Source organism: Streptomyces sp. NPDC055632 (assembly GCF_053618675.1).
The window spans coordinates 286,587-305,646 of record NZ_JBSHHY010000006.1; the positions used below are offsets into that span (position 1 = coordinate 286,587).

General features: G+C 71.8%; 21 protein-coding genes. 14 read left to right on the plus strand and 7 right to left on the minus strand.

Annotated features, from left to right (window positions below):
* The first annotated feature begins 219 nt into the window (after nt 1–219).
* Entirely contained in the window at nt 220–627 is a 408-nt protein-coding gene (locus ACWGSR_RS12010; protein ID WP_453565749.1) for a hypothetical protein, read from the plus strand.
* On the opposite strand, the gene ACWGSR_RS12015 is transcribed toward ACWGSR_RS12010, so the two are convergent.
* Nucleotides 616–1,359, minus strand: a complete 744-nt coding sequence (locus ACWGSR_RS12015) for a FadR/GntR family transcriptional regulator (protein ID WP_453565752.1) — start codon at nt 1,357–1,359, stop codon at nt 616–618. The genes ACWGSR_RS12010 and ACWGSR_RS12015 overlap by 12 nt on opposite strands.
* A gap of 64 nt (nt 1,360–1,423) precedes the next feature.
* On the opposite strand from ACWGSR_RS12015, the gene ACWGSR_RS12020 reads away from it, so the two are divergent.
* From ACWGSR_RS12020 to ACWGSR_RS12035, 4 genes are all read left to right on the plus strand, one after another.
* Nucleotides 1,424–2,848 carry a CynX/NimT family MFS transporter gene (locus ACWGSR_RS12020; RefSeq protein ID WP_453565755.1) on the plus strand — a complete coding sequence of 475 codons (1,425 nt, stop codon included), beginning with the start codon at nt 1,424–1,426 and terminating at the stop codon, nt 2,846–2,848.
* A 17-nt stretch (nt 2,849–2,865) separates the two neighbouring features.
* On the plus strand, nt 2,866–2,982 hold the full coding sequence (locus tag ACWGSR_RS12025) for an SGM_5486 family transporter-associated protein (RefSeq protein ID WP_260321902.1): 117 nt from the start codon (nt 2,866–2,868) through the stop codon (nt 2,980–2,982).
* A gap of 166 nt (nt 2,983–3,148) precedes the next feature.
* Nucleotides 3,149–3,352 (plus strand): hypothetical protein, encoded by a 204-nt coding sequence (locus ACWGSR_RS12030; protein WP_376245453.1) that lies wholly within the window; start codon nt 3,149–3,151, stop codon nt 3,350–3,352.
* 35 nt (nt 3,353–3,387) lie between these two features.
* Nucleotides 3,388–3,906, plus strand: a complete 519-nt coding sequence (locus ACWGSR_RS12035; protein WP_453565760.1) for a SixA phosphatase family protein — start codon at nt 3,388–3,390, stop codon at nt 3,904–3,906.
* A 177-nt stretch (nt 3,907–4,083) separates the two neighbouring features.
* Here ACWGSR_RS12035 and serB read toward each other — a convergent pair whose 3' ends face one another.
* Nucleotides 4,084–5,313 (minus strand): phosphoserine phosphatase SerB, encoded by a 1,230-nt coding sequence (serB, locus tag ACWGSR_RS12040; protein ID WP_376245459.1) that lies wholly within the window; start codon nt 5,311–5,313, stop codon nt 4,084–4,086.
* A 208-nt stretch (nt 5,314–5,521) separates the two neighbouring features.
* On the opposite strand from serB, the gene ACWGSR_RS12045 reads away from it, so the two are divergent.
* Nucleotides 5,522–8,101: an FHA domain-containing protein gene (locus ACWGSR_RS12045; RefSeq protein ID WP_453565763.1), complete on the plus strand. Its 2,580-nt coding sequence runs from the start codon at nt 5,522–5,524 to the stop codon at nt 8,099–8,101.
* A gap of 69 nt (nt 8,102–8,170) precedes the next feature.
* On the opposite strand, the gene ACWGSR_RS12050 is transcribed toward ACWGSR_RS12045, so the two are convergent.
* Entirely contained in the window at nt 8,171–8,950 is a 780-nt protein-coding gene (locus ACWGSR_RS12050; protein ID WP_376245464.1) for a transglycosylase SLT domain-containing protein, read from the minus strand.
* 552 nt (nt 8,951–9,502) lie between these two features.
* Between ACWGSR_RS12050 and ACWGSR_RS12055 the strand changes: the two genes are divergently transcribed.
* The 3 genes from ACWGSR_RS12055 (at nt 9,503) to ACWGSR_RS12065 (ending at nt 11,678) form a co-directional block, all read left to right on the plus strand.
* Nucleotides 9,503–10,648 (plus strand): GAF domain-containing sensor histidine kinase, encoded by a 1,146-nt coding sequence (locus ACWGSR_RS12055; RefSeq protein WP_376245467.1) that lies wholly within the window; start codon nt 9,503–9,505, stop codon nt 10,646–10,648.
* On the plus strand, nt 10,641–11,285 hold the full coding sequence (locus ACWGSR_RS12060) for a response regulator (RefSeq protein WP_376245470.1): 645 nt from the start codon (nt 10,641–10,643) through the stop codon (nt 11,283–11,285). Before ACWGSR_RS12055 ends, ACWGSR_RS12060 begins: the two co-directional genes overlap by 8 nt.
* A 153-nt stretch (nt 11,286–11,438) precedes the next feature.
* Nucleotides 11,439–11,678, plus strand: coding sequence for a chaplin (locus ACWGSR_RS12065; protein ID WP_376245473.1), 240 nt, complete (start codon nt 11,439–11,441; stop codon nt 11,676–11,678).
* 121 nt (nt 11,679–11,799) lie between these two features.
* Here the strand turns inward: ACWGSR_RS12065 and ACWGSR_RS12070 are convergent, their stop codons facing one another.
* On the minus strand, nt 11,800–12,591 hold the full coding sequence (locus ACWGSR_RS12070; RefSeq protein WP_376245476.1) for a hypothetical protein: 792 nt from the start codon (nt 12,589–12,591) through the stop codon (nt 11,800–11,802).
* A gap of 136 nt (nt 12,592–12,727) precedes the next feature.
* On the opposite strand from ACWGSR_RS12070, the gene ACWGSR_RS12075 reads away from it, so the two are divergent.
* The 4 genes from ACWGSR_RS12075 (at nt 12,728) to ACWGSR_RS12090 (ending at nt 15,925) form a co-directional block, all read left to right on the plus strand.
* A complete protein-coding gene (locus ACWGSR_RS12075; RefSeq protein WP_376245478.1) occupies nt 12,728–13,525 on the plus strand; it encodes an ABC transporter ATP-binding protein in 798 nt (265 codons plus the stop codon).
* A gap of 70 nt (nt 13,526–13,595) precedes the next feature.
* Entirely contained in the window at nt 13,596–14,027 is a 432-nt protein-coding gene (locus ACWGSR_RS12080) for an NfeD family protein (protein ID WP_366376898.1), read from the plus strand.
* A gap of 93 nt (nt 14,028–14,120) precedes the next feature.
* Nucleotides 14,121–15,059, plus strand: coding sequence for an SPFH domain-containing protein (locus tag ACWGSR_RS12085; protein ID WP_376245482.1), 939 nt, complete (start codon nt 14,121–14,123; stop codon nt 15,057–15,059).
* Between the two features lie 92 nt (nt 15,060–15,151).
* The gene (locus ACWGSR_RS12090; RefSeq protein WP_376245485.1) at nt 15,152–15,925 is read left to right on the plus strand and encodes a sulfite exporter TauE/SafE family protein; all 774 of its coding nucleotides are present in this window, start codon (nt 15,152–15,154) and stop codon (nt 15,923–15,925) included.
* Between the two features lie 69 nt (nt 15,926–15,994).
* Here ACWGSR_RS12090 and ACWGSR_RS12095 read toward each other — a convergent pair whose 3' ends face one another.
* The 3 genes from ACWGSR_RS12095 to ACWGSR_RS12105 form a co-directional block, all read right to left on the minus strand.
* The gene (locus ACWGSR_RS12095) at nt 15,995–16,501 is read right to left on the minus strand and encodes an HNH endonuclease (RefSeq protein ID WP_376245488.1); all 507 of its coding nucleotides are present in this window, start codon (nt 16,499–16,501) and stop codon (nt 15,995–15,997) included.
* 154 nt (nt 16,502–16,655) lie between these two features.
* The gene (locus tag ACWGSR_RS12100; RefSeq protein ID WP_376245491.1) at nt 16,656–17,195 is read right to left on the minus strand and encodes a YbhB/YbcL family Raf kinase inhibitor-like protein; all 540 of its coding nucleotides are present in this window, start codon (nt 17,193–17,195) and stop codon (nt 16,656–16,658) included.
* A 54-nt stretch (nt 17,196–17,249) separates the two neighbouring features.
* Complete coding sequence (locus tag ACWGSR_RS12105; RefSeq protein ID WP_453565772.1) at nt 17,250–18,032, minus strand: sporulation protein; 783 nt, start codon at nt 18,030–18,032, stop codon at nt 17,250–17,252.
* Between the two features lie 88 nt (nt 18,033–18,120).
* On the opposite strand from ACWGSR_RS12105, the gene ACWGSR_RS12110 reads away from it, so the two are divergent.
* On the plus strand, nt 18,121–18,783 hold the full coding sequence (locus ACWGSR_RS12110) for a DNA-3-methyladenine glycosylase (RefSeq protein WP_453565775.1): 663 nt from the start codon (nt 18,121–18,123) through the stop codon (nt 18,781–18,783).
* The last annotated feature ends 277 nt before the right edge of the window (nt 18,784–19,060 follow it).

A 19,060-nucleotide genomic window follows, 5' to 3' on the forward strand; every position in this document is an offset into this window, starting at 1 on the left:
TCGGCGGGGGGCCCCGCCCCGCGCGGGGGCCCCGCGCCGTTCGGCGCCCCCCGCGGGGGGCCCCCCCCCGCGGGGGGGGGCGCCCCCGGCCCTTCTCCGTCTCCCGGCTGTCCGCCTCCCGAACGCCGAAATCGAACACTCGACTCGAAAAGTAGCCCGAACGACCCCAGACTGGTGCAGAGCGTGAAGGTCTGCTGCTGACGGGGAGGAGGTACGGGCATGCACGCGATACGCCGCGGATTCGGGGCGCTCGCCCCGGTCGCCGTGCTGCTGACCGGGGTCGCCCTCGCCGCCGAGGTGCGCGCGGCACCCGCCCCGGCCGGAAGGCCCGCCGTCGCCCCCGCGACCGAGGAGCCGGAGAACTTCGGCGCCTCCTGCCGCACCGACGTCGAGGGCTCCCGCGTCACCGCCCACTGCCAGAACCCGTACCCGCGCACCGACCGGGTCCGCCTCCACGTCGAGTGCGAGCAGTGGTGGGACGTCGACACCGACAGCGCCCCCGTGGACGTCGGCCCGGCCGACTACGCCCGGCTCACCGGCCGCTGCTGGAAGGAGGTCCGGTCCGCCTGGATCACCCACCAGCCGGCGGACCCGGAACCCGCCGCGCCGGGCTCCTCAGGCCCCTGAGTCCGATGCGGGTCCCGGCGCGTCCGGTCCGGGACCCGACGCGTCCGCCGCGGGACCCGGCACCGGGCTCCGCAGGCACATGAAGGGGTAGCCGGCCGCCTCCGTGCCCGCCCGCTCGGCGTCGCCGTCCCGGATCGCGTCCACCAGGCGCGCGTGGTCCATGTGGTTCTCCGGCCGCAGCTCCCGCCCCACGTCGTCCCGCAGCCACTGCCGCAGCAGATCGCCCAGGTCCGCGTAGAGCTCCGTGAGGACCTCGTTGCCCGAGGCGGCGACGACCGCGTGGTGGAAGGCCGCGTCGGCCGTCACGAACCGCTCCGCGTCCCCCGTCCCCCACGCCTCCTCGCGCCGCACGAGCAGGGCGTCGAGCTGCTTCAGGTCCCGCTCCGTGCGCCGCTCCGCCGCGAACCGCGCGGCGGCGGACTCCAGGGTCGAGCGCAGCTCGGCGACGTGCCGGGGGTCGGAGCCCGCGAAGCGCCGGTGCATGACGCCCGCCAGCTCGCTGGTGGCGGCCACGTACGTCCCGGAGCCCTGCCGGATGTCGAGCAGTCCGTTGTGCGCGAGCGCGCGGACCGCCTCGCGCACCGTGTTGCGGGCCACGCCCAGCTGCTCGACCAGCTCGGGCTCGGTCGGGATGCGCGAGCCCACCGGCCACTCGCCGGAGGTGATCTGGTTCCGCAGCTCGGCGATCACCTGGTCGGAGAGACCTGCGCGCCGGGGATGGCCGAGGGCCATGGGGACACCTTCCCGTTCGTTCGAGATTGGACAACCAATCATCCCATGATTCTATGATGACCTCATGCCTGACGAGCCGAAGACCCTCGACCCCGCCGCACGACCGGCCGCCACCGCCGGGGATTCTCCCGCACCCGACCGCGACCGCCACGCCGGTACGGCGCCCCCGGCCGTGCCGGTCGCTCCGGCCGCCCCGGTCCACCGCCGGTTCCTCGTCCCGGTCACCCTCGGACTCGTCCTGGCCGCGCTCAACCTGCGCCCCGCCATCACCAGCCTCGGCGCCCTCCTCGAAGAGGTCAGCGAAGGCCTCCACATGAGCGGCAGCGTCGCCGGCGTCCTCACCTCCGTGCCGCCGCTCTGCTTCGCGGTCTTCGGCATCACCGCCCCGCGCCTCGCCCGCCGGTTCGGCCCCGCCGCCGTCGTCTGCGCGGGCATGGCCGCGATCCTCGCGGGGCTCGTCCTGCGCCCCCTCGCCGGCGGCACCGCAGCCTTCCTCGCCGCCAGCGCCCTCGCCCTCATGGGCATCGCCGTCAGCAACGTCCTGATGCCCGTCATCGTCAAGCGGTACTTCCCCGACCGCGTCGGCACCATGACCGGCCTCTACTCCATGGCGCTCGCCCTCGGCACCTCCGTCGCCGCCGCCGCGACCGTCCCGATGACCGACGCCCTCGGCGGGGACTGGCGCCTCGGCCTCGGCGTCTGGGCGGTCCTCGCCGCCCTCGCCGTCCTGCCCTGGCTCCCGCTCCTGCGCGACCGCGACGGCGCCTCCCGTACGGAGACCGGTCCTTCCCGTACGGAGACCGGCTCTTCCCGCACGGACGCCGGCCCTTCCCGTACCGACGCCCGCGTCTCCCGTACCGACGCCCGCGTCTCCCGTACGGAGGCGAAGGCCCCGGCGCGGGCCGCCGCGCCGCGCGTCGCCCGCAGCCGCACCGCCTGGGCCCTCGGTGTCTTCTTCGGCCTCCAGGCCACCGGCGCCTACATCACCATGGGCTGGATGCCGCAGATCTTCCGCGACGCCGGCGTCCCCGCCTCCACCGCGGGCGTGCTCCTCGCCGTCACCATGGTCATGGGCGTCCCGCTCGCCTTCGTCATCCCCCGGCTCGCCACCCGCATGAAGAACCAGGGCCCGATCGTCGTCGCCCTCGCCCTGTGCGGCCTCGGCGGCTACACCGGCCTCTTCCTCGCCCCGGCCGCCGGAGCCTGGGTCTGGGCGGTCCTGCTCGGCGTCTCCAACTGCGCCTTCCCGCTCGCCCTCACCATGATCGGCCTGCGCTCGCGCACCGGCGCCGGCGTCGTCCGCCTCTCCGCCTTCGCCCAGAGCGTCGGCTACCTCATCTCGATCCCCGGCCCCCTCCTCGTCGGCGTGCTCTACCAGCACAGCGGCGGCTGGGGACTGCCCATCGCGCTCATGGGAGGCCTGATGGTGCCCCAGATGATCGTCGGAATCCTGGCGGGCAGGGACCGGACGGTCGAGGACGAATGCTGAGGTGCGAGACTGTCCCCATGCCAGTCCTCGAACCCAATCCCCCGAACGGCCAGAAGAAGCTGCTCGCCGTCTTCGGCGCGATGATCGCCATCACCGTCGTCATCGGCGTCATCGCCTCGATCGCCGCCCCCTGACCCTCAGGGTCCTCCTCCGACCCTCCGGACCGGGGGACAACCCCCGCATCCCCTAGGGGGCGGGTCTCAGGGTCGAGTGGGTGGATCACCGGATGGGCCGCCGCCCCCGCGCTCCGTACGTTGGAGAACGACGGCGAAAGCGGAGATCCCACCCACGGAGGCGGCCATGTCGGTCCGTACGCGCAGCGGCACCGGAACCACGGCGACCGGTGTCGACACCCGGTTGCCCTGGTGGGTCCTCGCCCTCCCCGCGGCCGCGTTCACCGCCCTCCTGCTGCTCATGACCGGGCCGGGAGAGGCCCGCGCGACCGGGGGAGACCCGGCGGTCGGACGGTTCCTGGAGCAGGTCCGGCAAACGCTGCCTCTCTGAGTCGGAGAGGCCCGTTTCGTGCGAAGCTGTGGACCATGAGCGTCGATACACCCCGCAGGATCGTGCTGCTCCGGCACGCGAAGGCAGACTGGCCCCAGGTGTCCGACCACGAGCGGCCCCTCGCCGAACGAGGCCGCTCGGACGCCCCCGTCGCGGGCCGCAGGCTCGCCGAGACCGGCATCGGCTTCGACCTGGCCCTCTGCTCGACCGCCGTCAGAACCCGGGAGACCTGGAAGCTCGCCGTGCAGGAACTGCCGGAGCGCCCCAGGACCGTGTACGAGGACCGGCTGTACGAGGCCTCGCTCGGCGAGCTCATCGCCCTGCTCAACGACGTCCCGGACGAGGTCTCCGACCTCCTGGTCATCGGGCACAACCCCGGCATGCACGCCCTCGCCGACGCCCTCGCGGGCCGGGCCGAGGGCGACACCGCGACGCGTATGAACCGCAGCGGCTTCCCGACCTCCGCCTTCGCCGTCCTCTCCTTCGACGGCTCCTGGAAGTCGGTCGAGCACGGCGTCGCCACCCTGGTCGACTTCTGGACCCCGCACGACTGACGGGAGCCGCCCCCGTTCGCGTACGCGCGAGACCCCGCACCCCGTTCGCGTACGCGGCGGGACCCCGGACCCCACCCGCGTATGCGGCGGGACCCCGCCTCCCGTCCCCGTACGCACGAGGGCCCGGCCGTCCCCAGGACGACCGGGCCCTCCTCGTCGTGGCCCTCCGGCGACGGCTCAGTGCAGCAGCTCCTCGCCGCCGTCCGCGGCCTCGACCTCCTCGCGCGTGATCCCGAGCAGATAGAGCACGGTGTCCAGGAACGGCACGTTCACCGCCGTGTCGGCCGCCCTGCGCACCACCGGCTTGGCGTTGAACGCCACCCCGAGCCCGGCCGCGTTCAGCATGTCCAGGTCGTTGGCCCCGTCGCCGATCGCCACGGTCTGCGCCAGCGGCACCCCCGCCTCCGCGGCGAACCGGCGCAGCAGCCGCGCCTTGCCCGCCCGGTCCACGATCTCCCCGGTGACCCGCCCGGTGAGCTTCCCGTCCACGATCTCCAGGGTGTTGGCCGAGGCGAAGTCCAGCCCCAGGCGCTCCTTCAGGTCGTCGGTGACCTGGGTGAACCCGCCGGAGACCACGCCCACCTGGTAGCCGAGCCGCTTGAGCGTACGGATCAGGGTCCGGGCCCCGGGCGTCAGCCGCACCTCGGCGCGCACCTTGTCCACCACCGAGGCGTCGAGCCCGGCGAGCAGCGCCACCCGCGCGTGCAGGGACTGCTCGAAGTCCAGCTCGCCGCGCATCGCGGCCTCCGTCACCTCGGCGACCTTGTCCTCGCAGCCCGCGTGCGCCGCGAAGAGCTCGATCACCTCGTCCTGGATCAGGGTCGAGTCCACGTCCATGACGACGAGCCGCTGGGCGCGCCGGTGCAGCCCGGCGGAGACCACGGCCACGTCGACCCCGATGCCGTGCGCCTCGACGGCGAGCGCGGTCCGCAGCGCCTCGGTCCCGCAGCCCGAGACCGCGAACTCGACCGCCGTCACCGGGTACTTCGCGAGGCGGAAGACGCGGTCGATGTTGCCGCCGGTCTCCGCGATCCTGGCCGCTATGGCCGCCGTCTGCTCCGCCGTGAGCGGGTTGCCGAGCACGGTGACGTGCGAGCGCCCCTCGCCCCGGGGGCGGTTGTCGCCCGTGCCGGAGATGATTTCGGCCTGGAGCTTCAGGGACTCGGCCCAGCTGTGCACGGTCGCCCGGAGCTCGCCCTGCGAGGCGACGGTCGGTTCGGTGACGAGCGCGCACAGGACGAGGCGGCCGCGCGAGACGACCTGCTCGATGTCCACGACGTCGACGGAGTAGGCGGCGAGGGTGTCGAAGAGTCCCGCGGTGATCCCGGGACGGTCCTTCCCGAAGATCTTGACGAGAAGGGTGGGAACGTCGGAGGGCGGAACGTCTGAGATCTGCGATGCGCTCATGGTGGTTCCCACCGTATCGGGGACCGCGCGCCCCCCGGCCCCCCGTCCCGCGTAGCGGACACCCGGACACCCGGGCGGCCCTCCGGAGTTCCGGCCGCGGCCCGCCCGCGCCCCGACTTTCGGAGAGGGGACCGGGCCTGAAATAGTTCCCCCCGGATGTTCGCCATCCCTGGACTCCCCGCGACGGGGGTACATCGGGGGACAAGTAGTGGGGCGTGGAGTGCCAGAACTCGTACTGGAATTGAATGGAAGGACCTGGACGCTCGATCCTTCCAGGTCGTACACCGTGGGCCGGGACCCGCAGGGTGACCTGGTCATCGACGACGCCAGGGTCTCGTGGCGCCACGCCACGATCAGCTGGAACGGCCGGAGCTGGGTCATCGAGGACCACGGCTCCACGAACGGCACGTTCGTCCGGGGGCAGCGGATCCACCAGCTGGAGATCGGCCCCGGCTCGGCCGTCCACCTGGGCAACGCGACCGACGGCCCGCGGCTGGATCTCGCCGCCGGGGCCCAGGCCGGACACCAGCCCCAGCAGCAGCCGGCGCAGCACCGGCCGCCGGTGGCGCAGTCCGTCCCGGCCCACCAGGCCGCGGAGCAGGCCGAATGGGCCACGCACCAGGCGCCGCCGCAGCACCGGGCCCCGCAGCAGCAGCCCCACCAGGCCCCGCAGCAGGCCGGCTGGCAGCAGCAGCCCGCACAGCCGCAGGTCCCGCACCAGCAGGGGCCCGGACACAGTGGTCCCGGCGTCGCCGCGGGGGCGTCGTCGGCCTACTCCGACCGCAGCCCCACCACGTTCCACGAGCTGTCGCTCGGCCGCGTCATGCGCATCGGCCGTGCCCTGGAGAACGAACTCGTCGTCTCCGACCTCCAGGTCTCGCGGAACCACGCCGAGTTCCATGCGACGCCCGACGGGCGCTTCGAGATCCGCGACCTCGGCTCGCACAACGGCACGTACGTCAACGGCCAGCCGATCCCCAAGGGCGGCACCGCCCTCCTCGGCCCGCAGGACATCGTCGGCGTCGGCCACTCGACCTTCCGCATCGTCGGCGGCCAGCTGGAAGAGTTCGTCGACACCGGCTCGGTCTCCTTCTCGGCCCGCCACCTCACGGTCACGGTCGACGGCGGCAAGCAGATCCTCAAGGACGTCACCTTCGGCGTCCCGGAGAAGTCGCTGATCGGCGTCATCGGCCCGTCCGGTTCCGGCAAGTCCACGCTCCTGAAGGCGCTCACCGGTTACCGCCCGGCCAACGAGGGCGACGTCCTCTACGACAACCGGAGCCTCTACAAGCAGTTCGCCGAGCTGCGCCAGCGCATCGGCCTGGTCCCGCAGGACGACATCCTGCACAAGGAGCTGACCGTCCAGAAGGCGCTGCGCTACGCGGCCAAGCTCCGCTTCCCCGGCGACACCGCGACCGCCGAGCGCGAGGCCCGCATCGACGAGGTGCTGCGCGAGCTCAAGCTCGACATCCACAAGGAGAAGAAGGTCACCTCCCTCTCCGGTGGCCAGCGCAAGCGCGTCTCCGTCGCCCTGGAGCTCCTGACCAAGCCCTCGCTGATCTTCCTGGACGAGCCGACCTCCGGCCTCGACCCGGGCATGGACCGCGACGTCATGCAGCTGCTCCGCGGCCTCGCGGACGACGGCCGCACGGTCCTGGTCGTCACCCACTCGGTGGCCGAGCTGGGCCTGTGCGACAAGCTCCTCGTGATGGCGCCCGGCGGCTCGGTGGCGTACTTCGGCCCGCCGGAGGAGGCGCTGAACTTCTTCGGCTACTCCACCTGGGCCGACGTCTTCTCCGCCTTCGAGAACTACCGCGACTACGACTGGGCGGGCCGCTGGAAGGGCTCGCAGCACTACCAGATGTACGCCGCGGACATCGACGCCGTCGCCGCCCAGCCCGTCCAGGTGCCGCAGCGGGCGATGTCCCGTCCGCCGAAGCCGCAGGGCTGGGGCTCCCAGCTGTGGACCCTGATCCGCCGCTACGTCTCGGTGATCGCGTCCGACAAGGGCTTCCTGGGCCTGATGGTGATCCTGCCGGCCGTCCTCGGCGCGGTCTCGGTCGTCATCCCGGCCGACTTCGGCCTCGGCTCGCCGACCCCGCCGTCCCGCTTCAACGGCGACGCCGGCACGATCATGCTGATCCTCGCGGTCGGCATGTGCTTCAGCGGCGCCGCCAACTCGGTCCGCGAACTGATCAAGGAACGGGTCATCTACGAACGGGAGCGCGCCACCGGCCTCTCCCGCTCCGCGTACCTGATGTCCAAGGTCATCGTCCTCGGCCTGATCACGGCCTTCCAGGGCGTCATCATCTGCGGCATCGGCTTCTCCACCCGGGCGCTCCCCGAGGAGGGCCTCTTCATGCCGCCGGCCGTCGAGCTGTGCGTCCAGGTCATCGCCCTGGGCCTCACCTCGATGATGTTCGGCCTGGTCATCTCCGCGCTCGTGAAGACCGCCGAGAAGACCATGCCGCTCCTGGTGATGTTCGCGATCGTCCAGGTCGTCTTCACCGGCATCCTGTTCCAGGTGTACGGCTCGCCCGGCCTGGAGCAGTTCGCCTGGCTGATGCCGTCGCGCTGGGGCATCGCCGGCGCCGGCACCACCCTCGACCTGGCCCGGCTCATGCCGCCGTGGGACCCGAAGAACCCCACGGACACCGACCCCCTGTGGGAGCACACGGCCGGTCAGTGGGGCATGGACCTCGGCGTCCAGCTCCTGATGGCGGCCGTCTGCTGCGTCGTGGTGGCGCGGCTGCTGCGCCGCCACGAGCCCGAGGTCATGCGCAAGTGACCGGCTGACCACACGCCACGAGGGCGGCACTCCACGAGGGGTGCCGCCCTTCGGCGTACCGGCGCGCGATCAGTACGCGCTGTTGACGTTGTCCATCGAGCCGTAGCGGTCGGCGGCGTAGTTGCAGGCCGCGACGATGTTGGCGACCGGGTCGTACAGGTCGAACTTGGTGCCCTTGACGTGGTACCGCTCGAAGGTCGGCTGGATGACCTGGAGCAGACCCTTCGAGGGGATGCCGTTGATGGCGTTGATGTCCCAGTTGTTGATGGCGCGGGGGTTGCCGCTGGACTCCCGGATGATGTTGCGGTGAATGCCCGAGTAGGTGCCCGGGATGTCGTGCTTGTCCATGATGAACAGCGCCTCGCGGATCCAGCCGTCGAGGTTGTTCGCGAAGACCGGGGTGCGGGTGACGGAGCGGTTGGCGGCGGCCTTCTCGGCGGCGCGCTTCGCCGCGGCGGCCTTCGCCTTGGCGGCGGCCTTCGCCTTCGCGGCGGCCTGGGCCTGGGCGACGGACTTGGCCTTCGCGGCCTTGGCCGCGGCGGCGGCCTTCGCCTGCGCGGCGAGGTTCGCCTTCGCCTTGGCCTCCTGCTGAGCCTTCAGACCGAGGGTGGTCTGCTGCTCGTTGAGGCTGGCGGCCAGGGCCTTGGCCTGGGTGCTGTTTGCGTCGTAGGACCACGCGACCTTCTGAGTACCGGTGGAGAGAGCCTGGGGCTCGGTCTCGGTGGAACCGTTACCGGGCACCAGGGAGAGCGTGAGAGCCGCGGCGCCCAGAGCGGCGACGCCGGCGATCGTGGCCTTGTGGGTCTTCTTCAGACCACGACGACTGTGGCCAGGGGTGTTCGCAGACATGCAGGACTACCTCTTCGAATCGCTGGGGGTCGCTCCGGCCGGGGGCGGCACACGCCTCACTCGGCGGCGACGGATGCAATTCTTAGCGCCCGCAAAATGCGCTGGCAAAGGCGTGACGTACGAAGCCGGATAGTGGACCGGGGGGTCGGAGGTGCCCTGCGAGACGTCCCCTGTGCCCGTTTTTCTCCGCCCTTATCCGGCCTTAATGACTCCACTAAGGGGCTTCGTAAGTGACGTGGGTCCTATGCGGCGCCTCACACGGGGGGCAGCCCGAAGTCACCGCGCGTTGCGACAGCAATGCACATGGTGAGCCGTCTCCTCCGGAAGGAGGAGGGAGCCGCCCCCGAACTCGTGCCACGGGCAGAGCGGCCCCTCACCACCACGGCGGAGACGGGCCGGCACCACGGTGAAGGAAGGGCGGCACCACGGTGAAGGAGGGTCGGTGGCATGGCGGAGAAGGGACGGGGGCACTCCGACCTAGGTCCCTGGACCGGTCCCGGCCTCGTCCCCGGACGGATACGGACGGTCACACCCCGCCGGTACGGTGAACACATGAGTCATCGACCCAGCTCCGGCCTCGCCGCCGTGAGCACCGCGCTCCTGGCGATGAGCCGCCACCTGGAGGTCCGCGACGTCCTCAAGACGATCGTGGCCTCGGCCCGCGAGCTCCTCGACGCCGAGTACGCGGCCCTGGGCGTCCCCGACGACCACGGCGGCTTCGCCCAGTTCGTGGTCGACGGCGTCAGCGACGAGCAGTGGCGGGCGATCGGCCCGCTGCCCCGCCAGCACGGCATCCTCGCCTCGATGCTCCACAAGGCCGAGCCCGAGCGGCTCGCCGACGTCCGCAGGGACCCCCGCTTCGAGGGCTGGCCCGAGGCCCACCCGGAGATGTCCGACTTCATCGGCCTGCCCGTGAGGGACGGCGACGAGATCCTCGGCGCCCTCTTCCTCGCGAACAAGCGCTGCCCCAAGGAGGACGGCCGCTGCGGCTTCACCGCCGACGACGAGGCCCTGCTCTCGATCCTCGCCCAGCACGCCGCCATCGCCCTCACCAACGCGCGCCTGTACGAGCGCAGCCGCGAGCTCACCATCGCCGAGGAGCGCTCCCGCCTCGCCCACGAGCTGCACGACGCCGTCAGCCAGAAGCTGTTCTCGCTCCGGCTCACCGCCCAGGCCGCCGCCGCCCTCGTCGACCGCGACCCGGCCCGTGCCAAGGGCGAGCTCCAGCAGGTCGCCGCGCTCGCCGCCGAGGCCGCCGACGAGCTGCGCGCCGCCGTCGTCGAGCTGCGCCCCGCCGCCCTCGACGAGGACGGCCTCGTTCACACCCTCCGCACCCAGATCCAGGTCCTGGACCGTGCCCACTCCGCCCGGGTCACCTTCGAGAGCCCGGGCACCCGCGCCCTGCCGGCCGCCCAGGAGGAGGCCGTCCTCCGCGTCGCCCAGGAGGCCCTGCACAACGCCCTGCGGCACGCGGACGCGGAGCTTGTCCAGGTCTCCCTCACCCGCAGCGGCCGGGGCGCCCGGCTCACCGTCGCCGACGACGGCAAGGGCTTCGACCCGCGTACGGTCCGCAGCGCCGGACGCCACCTCGGCCTGGTCTCCATGCGGGACCGGGCGGGCGGCGTCGGCGGACGGCTCACCGTGACCTCGGCCCCGGGCGAGGGCACCACGATCGAGATGGAGGTTCCCGGTGGCTGACAAGCCGATCCGCGTCCTGCTGGTCGACGACCACCAGGTCGTCCGCCGAGGCCTGCGCACCTTCCTGGAGGTGCAGGACGACATAGAGGTCGTGGGGGAGGCCTCCGACGGCGCCGAGGGCGTCGCCCGTGCCGAGGAGCTCCGCCCCGACGTGGTCCTCATGGACGTGAAGATGCCCGGTACGGACGGGATCGAGGCCCTGAAGCGGCTCCGCGAGCTCACCAACCCCGCCAGGGTCCTGATCGTCACCAGCTTCACCGAGCGGCGCACGGTCGTCCCCGCGCTCCGCGCCGGCGCCTCCGGGTACGTCTACAAGGACATCGACCCCGACGCCCTGGCCGGCGCGATCCGCTCCGTCCACGCCGGGCACGTCCTGCTCCAGCCCGAGGTCGCCGGCGCGCTCCTCTCCCAGGAGGACTCCCACGGTGGTACGGGCCGGGGGCCGTCCCTCACGGACCGGGAGCGCGAGGTCCTCGGCCTGATCGCGGACGGGCGCTCCAACCGCGAGATCGCCCGCGCCCTGGTCCTCTCCGAGAAGACGGTCAAGACGCACGTCTCGAACATCCTGATGAAGCTCGACCTCGCGGACCGCACCCAGGCGGCCCTCTGGGCGGTCCGCCACGGCCTCACCCGCTGACGCGCCCCCGCCGCGCGCCGGGCGCACGACCGTTCACCCCTTCATACCGTCGTGTGTACGTCCCCCGTTCGGCGCAACCTCCCGGGAGGCGGGGCGTTCTCCATGGCGTGCTGCGGCGGACCGGCCGCAGCGACGACCAGGAGGAATCACCAAGTGAACAAGTTCAAGAAGGCCGCCGCCCTCACCATGGTCGCCGGGGGCATCGTCGCCGCCGGCGCGGGTGTCGCCTCCGCCGACGCGGGGGCCGAGGGCGCGGCCGTCCAGTCCCCGGGCGTCGCCTCCGGCAACCTGGTGCAGGTCCCGGTCCACGTTCCCGTGAACGTCTCCGGCAACACGGTCAACGTGATCGGCCTGCTGAACCCGGCCTTCGGCAACGGCGCCGTCAACGCCTGACCCGCCCCGAAAGCCCCGGCCCCGGACGATCCCCCCGGCGGCCGGGGCTTTCCCCGTTCCCCGCGACGGGCACGACGGGACGGCCGCAACCGCGACGGGCACGACAGAGGCGCAGGGCCCCTCAGAACCCCCGGTCCCGCTCCCGTTCCTCCACGTACGCGTTGTACGCGGCGACCTGCGCCCGCCGGGCCACCCGCTCCACCGGCCGCAGCGCCTCCCCCCGCGCCACCATCTCCGACGCGCTCACCGCGCCCCCGTGGCCGTGGTCGTACGCCAGGTCCACGAGCAGCCCGATCCGCTGGGCCAGCTCCAGGACCCGCACCGCGCGCGGCGGATAGCCCGGGGCCAGGACCTCGCGCCCCACCTCCGACCGCGCCCGGTACGCCTCCCGCGCCGCGTCCGCCGCCGGGCCCGAGGCCGCCACGTCGAGCCGGGTCAGCACCGTCGTCGCGTCCCGCAGCGCCTCCGCCAGCTCCCGCTCAGCCTCGCCGAGCGACGGCACGTCCGCCGGCGGCGCCTCCCGCACCGCGAGGCAGTGCCACACCACCGCCACGTGCACGTCCCCCGCGGGACCCGCCTCCGAGACCTCCGGCACGAGGCCGTACGGCGCACCGAAGCCCACCACCGCCTCCTCCGCCTCCAACGCGCGCGCGTTGAAGTCCGGCGGCCCGCTCAGCCCCAGCGGATGGCCCGGCGCCGGCAGCGCCACCCGCCACCCGGTCACCCCGAGCCGCCGCAGCCGCCCCAGGGCCAGCGTCAGCCCCACCGGACCCGCCTCACCCGGCAGCCCCTCCACGCGGTGCACCGCGTCCTCCCCGACAATGGCAAGGGCCGCCTCGTCCGGCGACACCGTCCCGGCCAGCAGGGCATTGCCCCAGGCGGCCAGACGTCCTGAGCGTGGTTCCGAAAGCATCCCCCCAGACTAAGGACTCGGGGGAAACCGCAGGGCCTGTCCGGCCCGCTCCGGCGATAACGTAGGTTTTCCCCTGGACGCCGCGCCCGCCGGCGCAAGGCGACGACACTCGACCGCAAGGGGAGACAACGCGCTCATGAGCGATGTACTGGAGCTGGTGGACGTATCCGTGGTCCGCGACGGACGGGCTCTGGTGGACGACGTCTCCTGGTCGGTCAAGGAGGGCGAACGCTGGGTGATCCTCGGCCCCAACGGCGCCGGCAAGACCACCCTCCTGAACGTCGCCTCCAGCTACCTCTTCCCCACCAAGGGCACCGCCCGCATCCTGGGCGAGCGGCTCGGCGGCGTCGGCACCGACGTCTTCGAACTCCGCCCCCGCATCGGCATGGCCGGCATCGCCATGGCGGACAAGCTCCCCAAGCGCCAGACCGTCCTGCAGACCGTCCTCACCGCCGCGTACGGCATGACCGCCACCTGGAACGAGGACTACGACCCGGTCGACGAGGACCGCGCCAAGGCCTTCCTCGACCGCCTCGGCATGAACGACTACCTGGACCGCAGGTTCGGCACCCTCTCCGAGGGCGAGCGCAAGCGCACCCTGATCGCCCGCGCGATGATGACCGACCCCGAGCTCCTCCTCCTCGACGAGCCCGCCGCCGGCCTCGACCTCGGCGGCCGCGAGGACCTGGTCCGCCGCCTCGGCCGCCTCGCCCGCGACCCGTACGCCCCCTCCATGATCATGGTCACCCACCACGTCGAGGAGATCGCCCCCGGCTTCACCCACGTCCTGATGATCCGTCAGGGCAAGGTGCTCGCCGCCGGACCCGTCGAGACCGAGCTCACCTCCCGCAACCTCTCCCTCTGCTTCGGCCTCCCGCTCATCGTCGAGCGCCTTGAGGACCGTTGGACCGCCCGCGGCCTGCCGCTGAAGTGACCGGCCGGGCGCCGTGACCGCACAGCACCGCGCCCTGTCCCGGAACACCCCGCCGCCCTACCATGGGCGTGTGGACATCGACGCGTGGGTGTGGTGGCTGATCGTCGCGGTGGGGCTCGGCATTCCCCTGGTCCTCACCGCGATGCCGGAGTTCGGCATGTTCTCCGTGGGGGCGGTCGCGGGAGCGGTCACCGCCGCCCTCGGCTTCGGCATCGTTCCCCAAGTACTCGTCTTCGTCGCCGTCTCCGTGGCGCTCATCGCGGTGGTGCGCCCCCTCGCCGCCCGCCACCGAGGCGACGGACCCGGCCTTTCCAGCGGGGTCGACGCCCTGAAGGGGCGTCAGGCCGTCGTCCTGGAAAGGATCGACGGCGCCGGCGGGGGCCGCATCAAACTCGCAGGAGAGGTCTGGTCCGCCCGCGCGCTCGACGCCGGACTGACCTTCGAACCGGGCGAACAGGTCGACGTCGTCGAGATCGACGGCGCTACCGCCGTGGTCATGTGACCGAACCTCGCCCATGACGTTCCGGCGTCTGCGAGACTCGATCATCGAAAGCAAACCGGCAGTCAACCGGCAGCGAAGGGCACGGGGAACACGATGTCAGCAGTCATCATCGTCCTGATCATTCTGGTGGTGCTCGTCTTCATCGCCCTGATCAAGACGATCCAGGTCATCCCGCAGGCGAGTGCGGCGATCGTGGAGCGCTTCGGCCGCTACACCCGCACCCTCAACGCCGGACTGAACATCGTCGTCCCGTTCATCGACTCGATCCGCAACCGGATCGACCTGCGCGAACAGGTCGTCCCCTTCCCGCCGCAGCCGGTGATCACCCAGGACAACCTGGTCGTGAACATCGACACGGTCATCTACTACCAGGTCACCGACGCCCGGGCCGCCACCTACGAGGTCGCCAGCTACATCCAGGCCATCGAGCAGCTCACCGTCACCACCCTCCGCAACATCATCGGCGGCATGGACCTGGAGCGGACCCTCACCTCCCGCGAGGAGATCAACGCGGCCCTGCGCGGCGTCCTCGACGAGGCCACCGGCAAGTGGGGCATCCGCGTCAACCGCGTCGAGCTCAAGGCGATCGAGCCCCCGACCTCCATCCAGGACTCGATGGAGAAGCAGATGCGCGCCGAGCGCGACAAGCGCGCCGCCATCCTCACCGCCGAGGGCACCCGCCAGTCCGCGATCCTCACCGCCGAGGGCGAGAAGCAGTCGCAGATCCTCCGCGCCGAGGGCGAGGCCAAGGCCGCCGCGCTGCGCGCCGAGGGCGAGGCCCAGGCCGTCCGCACGGTCTTCGAGGCCATCCACGCCGGCGACCCCGACCAGAAGCTCCTCTCCTACCAGTACCTCCAGATGCTCCCGAAGATCGCCGAGGGCGACGCCAACAAGCTCTGGATCGTGCCCAGCGAGATCGGCGACGCCCTCAAGGGCCTCTCCGGCGCCTTCGGCAACATCGGCTCCGGCACCCCGGGCTTCAACACCAAGACGGGCGCGCCCGAAAGGCGAGACGAACCGTCGGTTGACTGACACGTACACGTAATTCTCGTGCATGATCGGTGCGAGCCCCTCGACTCCGACGACCTCGGAGCGGGGAGGCGACTCACCGACCCCGTAAGGAGATGGCGTTGTCCATCTGGGAAGCCCTGGCGGTCTTCGCCGCCGGCATCGGCGCCGGCACCATCAACACGATCGTGGGATCGGGAACGCTGATCACGTTCCCGGTCCTCCTCGCGACCGGACTGCCACCGATCACCGCCAACGTCTCCAACGCCCTCGGCCTCGTCCCCGGCTCCGTCAGCGGCGCCATCGGCTACCGCCGCGAACTCAAGGGCCAGAAGAAGCGCGTCCTCCGCCTCGGCGCCGCCGCCCTCGTCGGCGGCCTCGTCGGCGCCGTCCTGCTCCTCGCCCTGCCGTCCGACGCCTTCGACGCGATCGTCCCCGTCCTCATCGGACTCGCCCTCGTCCTGGTCCTCCTCCAGCCCCGCATCGCGGCGGCCGTGAAGCGCCGGCGCGAACAGACCGGTTCCGAGGCGCACCCCGACGGCGGACCCGCCCTCCTCGTCGGCCTCCTCCTCGCCAGCATGTACGGCGGGTACTTCGGCGCCGCCCAGGGCGTCCTCTACCTCTCCCTCATGGGCCTGCTGCTCCACGACGACCTCCAGCGCGTCAACGCCGTCAAGAACATCCTCGGAGCCCTCGTCAACGGCGTCGCCGCCGTCTTCTTCCTCTTCGTCGCGGAGTTCGACTGGACGGCCGTCCTGCTCATCGCCGTCGGCTCCACGATCGGCGGCCAGCTCGGCGCCAAGGTCGGACGCCGGCTCTCGCCCACCGTCCTGCGCGGAGTGATCATCACCGTCGGCGTCGTCGCCATCCTCCAACTGACCCTCAAGTGACGCGGAAGGGCCCGCCTCCCCACGGGGAGACGGGCCCTCGCATAAGGATCGAATCCACGGGTACGCGGACTACGCGGCCGAGTTCGCCAGCCACTCCGGCAGCGCGGACCGCTCGCTCGCCCGCAGCGCGAGCAGCATCGCGTCCGCCGGGGTCGGCTCGAACGGCTGGTGCAGCAGCGGCATCCCCGCCTGCTCCGGCGTCCGGTCGGCCTTGCGGTGGTTGTCCTCGGCACAGGACGCCACCGTGTTCAGCCAGGTGTCCCTGCCCCCCTGTGCCCGCGGCACGACGTGGTCGACCGTCGTCGCCCGTCTCCCGCAGTACGCGCACCGGTGCTGGTCCCGGACCAGCACCCCCCGTCTCGACCACGGCGCCTGTCTTCGGAAGGGCACCCGGACGTACCGGCAGAGTCTGATCACCCGGGGCACCGGCAGATCGACGGCGGCACCGCGCACCCGCAGCTCGGGGTGGGCCTGCTCGACGACGGCCTTGGCCTGCAGCACGAGCACCACCGCACGGTTCAGAGTGACCGTCGAAAGCGGCTCGAAGCTCGCGTTGAGTACCAGCGTGTCCCGCATGTTGCCCACCTCCCGTATGCCGGCCCACCCCCTGGCGGGCTTGGATCAACGATGGCCGGGCCGGCCGGGTCGGACAACGCAATTTCTCGCGAAACAAAAGGTGCCCGCTTCTGATCTCTCCAAGACCAGAAGCGGGCAAACAACAAACGAACGATCAGCCTGCCGCGGGAGCCGCGTACTCACCGACCAACTGCGCACGGCCCAGCGTGTGGAACCGCAGGTTGAACCCGACCGCCGCCGGCGAGGCGTCGGAATCCGGACCGAGCTTCTCGCTGTCCACCGCGTACACCGTGAAGACGTAGCGGTGCGCCGGATCCCCGGCCGGGGGAGCCGCGCCGCCGAACTCCTTCGCGCCGTAGTCGTTCCGAGCCTGCACGGCACCGGCCGGCAGCCCCTCGAACGCACCCGACCCGGCACCGGCCGGCAGCTCCGTCACCGACGCCGGGATGTCGAACACCACCCAGTGCCAGAACCCGCTGCCCGTCGGGGCGTCGGGGTCGAAGCAGGTGACGGCGAAGCTCTTGGTCCCCGCCGGGAAACCCTCCCAGCGGAGCTGCGGCGAGGTGTTCCCCTCCGCGTGCACCTGAGCGTCCTTCAGGACCCCGCCCGGCGCGATGTCGTCGCTCACCACGGTGAACGCCGCCACCGGCGGATGGAAGTCGTGGGGGAGCGGCGCCCTCTTGCCCTCGGACACGTAGAAACCCTCCGTATCGCCCGTCGCCGCCCCGGCGGCCTTGCGGTCCCGAGCCTAGAGCCAGTTGCGACGGCCGCCGACCTCGGCGAGCCACTGGTTCAGGTAAGCCGCCCAATCGGTGGTGTGGAAGTCGTGCAGCCCCACCTTGAAGGCGCGGAAGGAGTCGCTGCCCTCGGTGAACAGGCCCGGCTTCTTGTCCATCTCCAGGACGACGTCCATCTCGCGGTCGTCGGCGACGAAGCTGACCTCGACCTGGTTCAGACCGCGGTACTGCTGCGGCGCGAAGAACTCGATCTCCTGGTAGAAGGGCAGCTTCTGCCGCGTCCCCCGGATGTGCCCACGCTCCATGTCCGCGCTCTTGAAGCGGAAGCCCAGCTGGAGGAAGGCGTCCAGGATCGCCTGCTGCGCCGGCAGCGGGTGCACGTTGACCGGGTCCAGGTCACCGGAGTCCACGGCGCGCGCGATCTCCAGCTCCGTGGTCACGCCGATGTGCATGCCGCGCAGCTGCTGCCCGGACACGGCGGTGATCGGCGTCTCCCACGGGATCTCCAGACCGAACGGCACCACGTGCACCGCGCCGGCCTGCACCTGGAAGGCCCCGCCGAGGCGCACCTTCACGAACTCGATGTCCTGCTTGTGCTCCTGGTCGCCGCCCTCGACCTCGACGCGCGCCTGGAGCCCGACGGACAGCCCCTCGATCTGCTGGTCGACGCTTCCGCCCTGGATCCGGACCTCGCCCTGGACGACCCCGCCCGGGACCACGTTCTCCTCGGTGAGCACCGTCTCCACGCTGGCCCCGCCGGCACCCAGGCTCGCGAGCAGCTTCTTGAATCCCATGGCTTTCACTCCTTCTAGTCCTGACCCCTTACATACGCGCGAAGACGGTAACCGGTTCCGCGCCGGTCCCCCACTACGCTCGGACGCCATGAACGAGACCCCCGACCGTACGCCGCTCCCGAGGTCCTTCTTCGACCGTCCCGTCCTGGAGGTGGCCCCGGACCTCCTCGGGCGCACCCTCGTCCGCACCACGGAGGAAGGACGCGTCGAGCTGCGCCTCACGGAGGTGGAGGCGTACGCCGGCGCGATCGACCCGGGCTCGCACGCCTTCCGGGGGCGGACGGCACGCAACGCCGTCATGTTCGGCCCGCCCGGACACGCGTACGTGTACTTCACCTACGGCATATGGCACTGCCTGAACCTGGTGTGCGGCCCCGTGGGCAGCGCGAGCGGGGTCCTGCTGCGCGCGGGCGAGATCGTAAGCGGCGCCGAGCAGGCCCGCCCCCGCCGCCGCTCGGCCCGCAAGGACGACGAGCTGGCCAAGGGCCCGGCCCGCCTGGCCACCGCCCTCGACGTCGCGCTCTCCCTGAACGGCGAGGACGCCTGCGCCGACCCGGACGCCCCGCTCGCCGTCCTCACCGGCACCCCGCCGGCCCCGGACCTCGTCCGCAGCGGCCCCCGCACGGGCGTCGGCGGCGAGGGCGCCCCGCACCCCTGGCGCTTCTGGATCGACGGGGACCCGACGGTGAGCCCGTACCGCCCCCACACCCCGCGCAAGAGGCGCCTTGACTCGGGCCGACGAAGTGCGTAATGTAGCCCGAGCCGCTGGATCAGGGCCTGCTTGTTCAAGCACCCCCGTAGGCGGCCATCCACTACTCAAGAAGATCTCCCCCGGCGGGGGCGTATTGCGGCATGCCGTAATGCGTTTCGAATGACTCGATTATGAGTCACCGGGGAAATCCGCTAAAGTAGTGACCACGCCGGAAGGGCCCAGAGCGAAAGCGAATGGGACCGGAAAGCACCGGGGAAATCGGATCGGAAAGATCTGATAGAGTCGGAAACGCAAGACCGAAGGGAAAAGCCCGGAG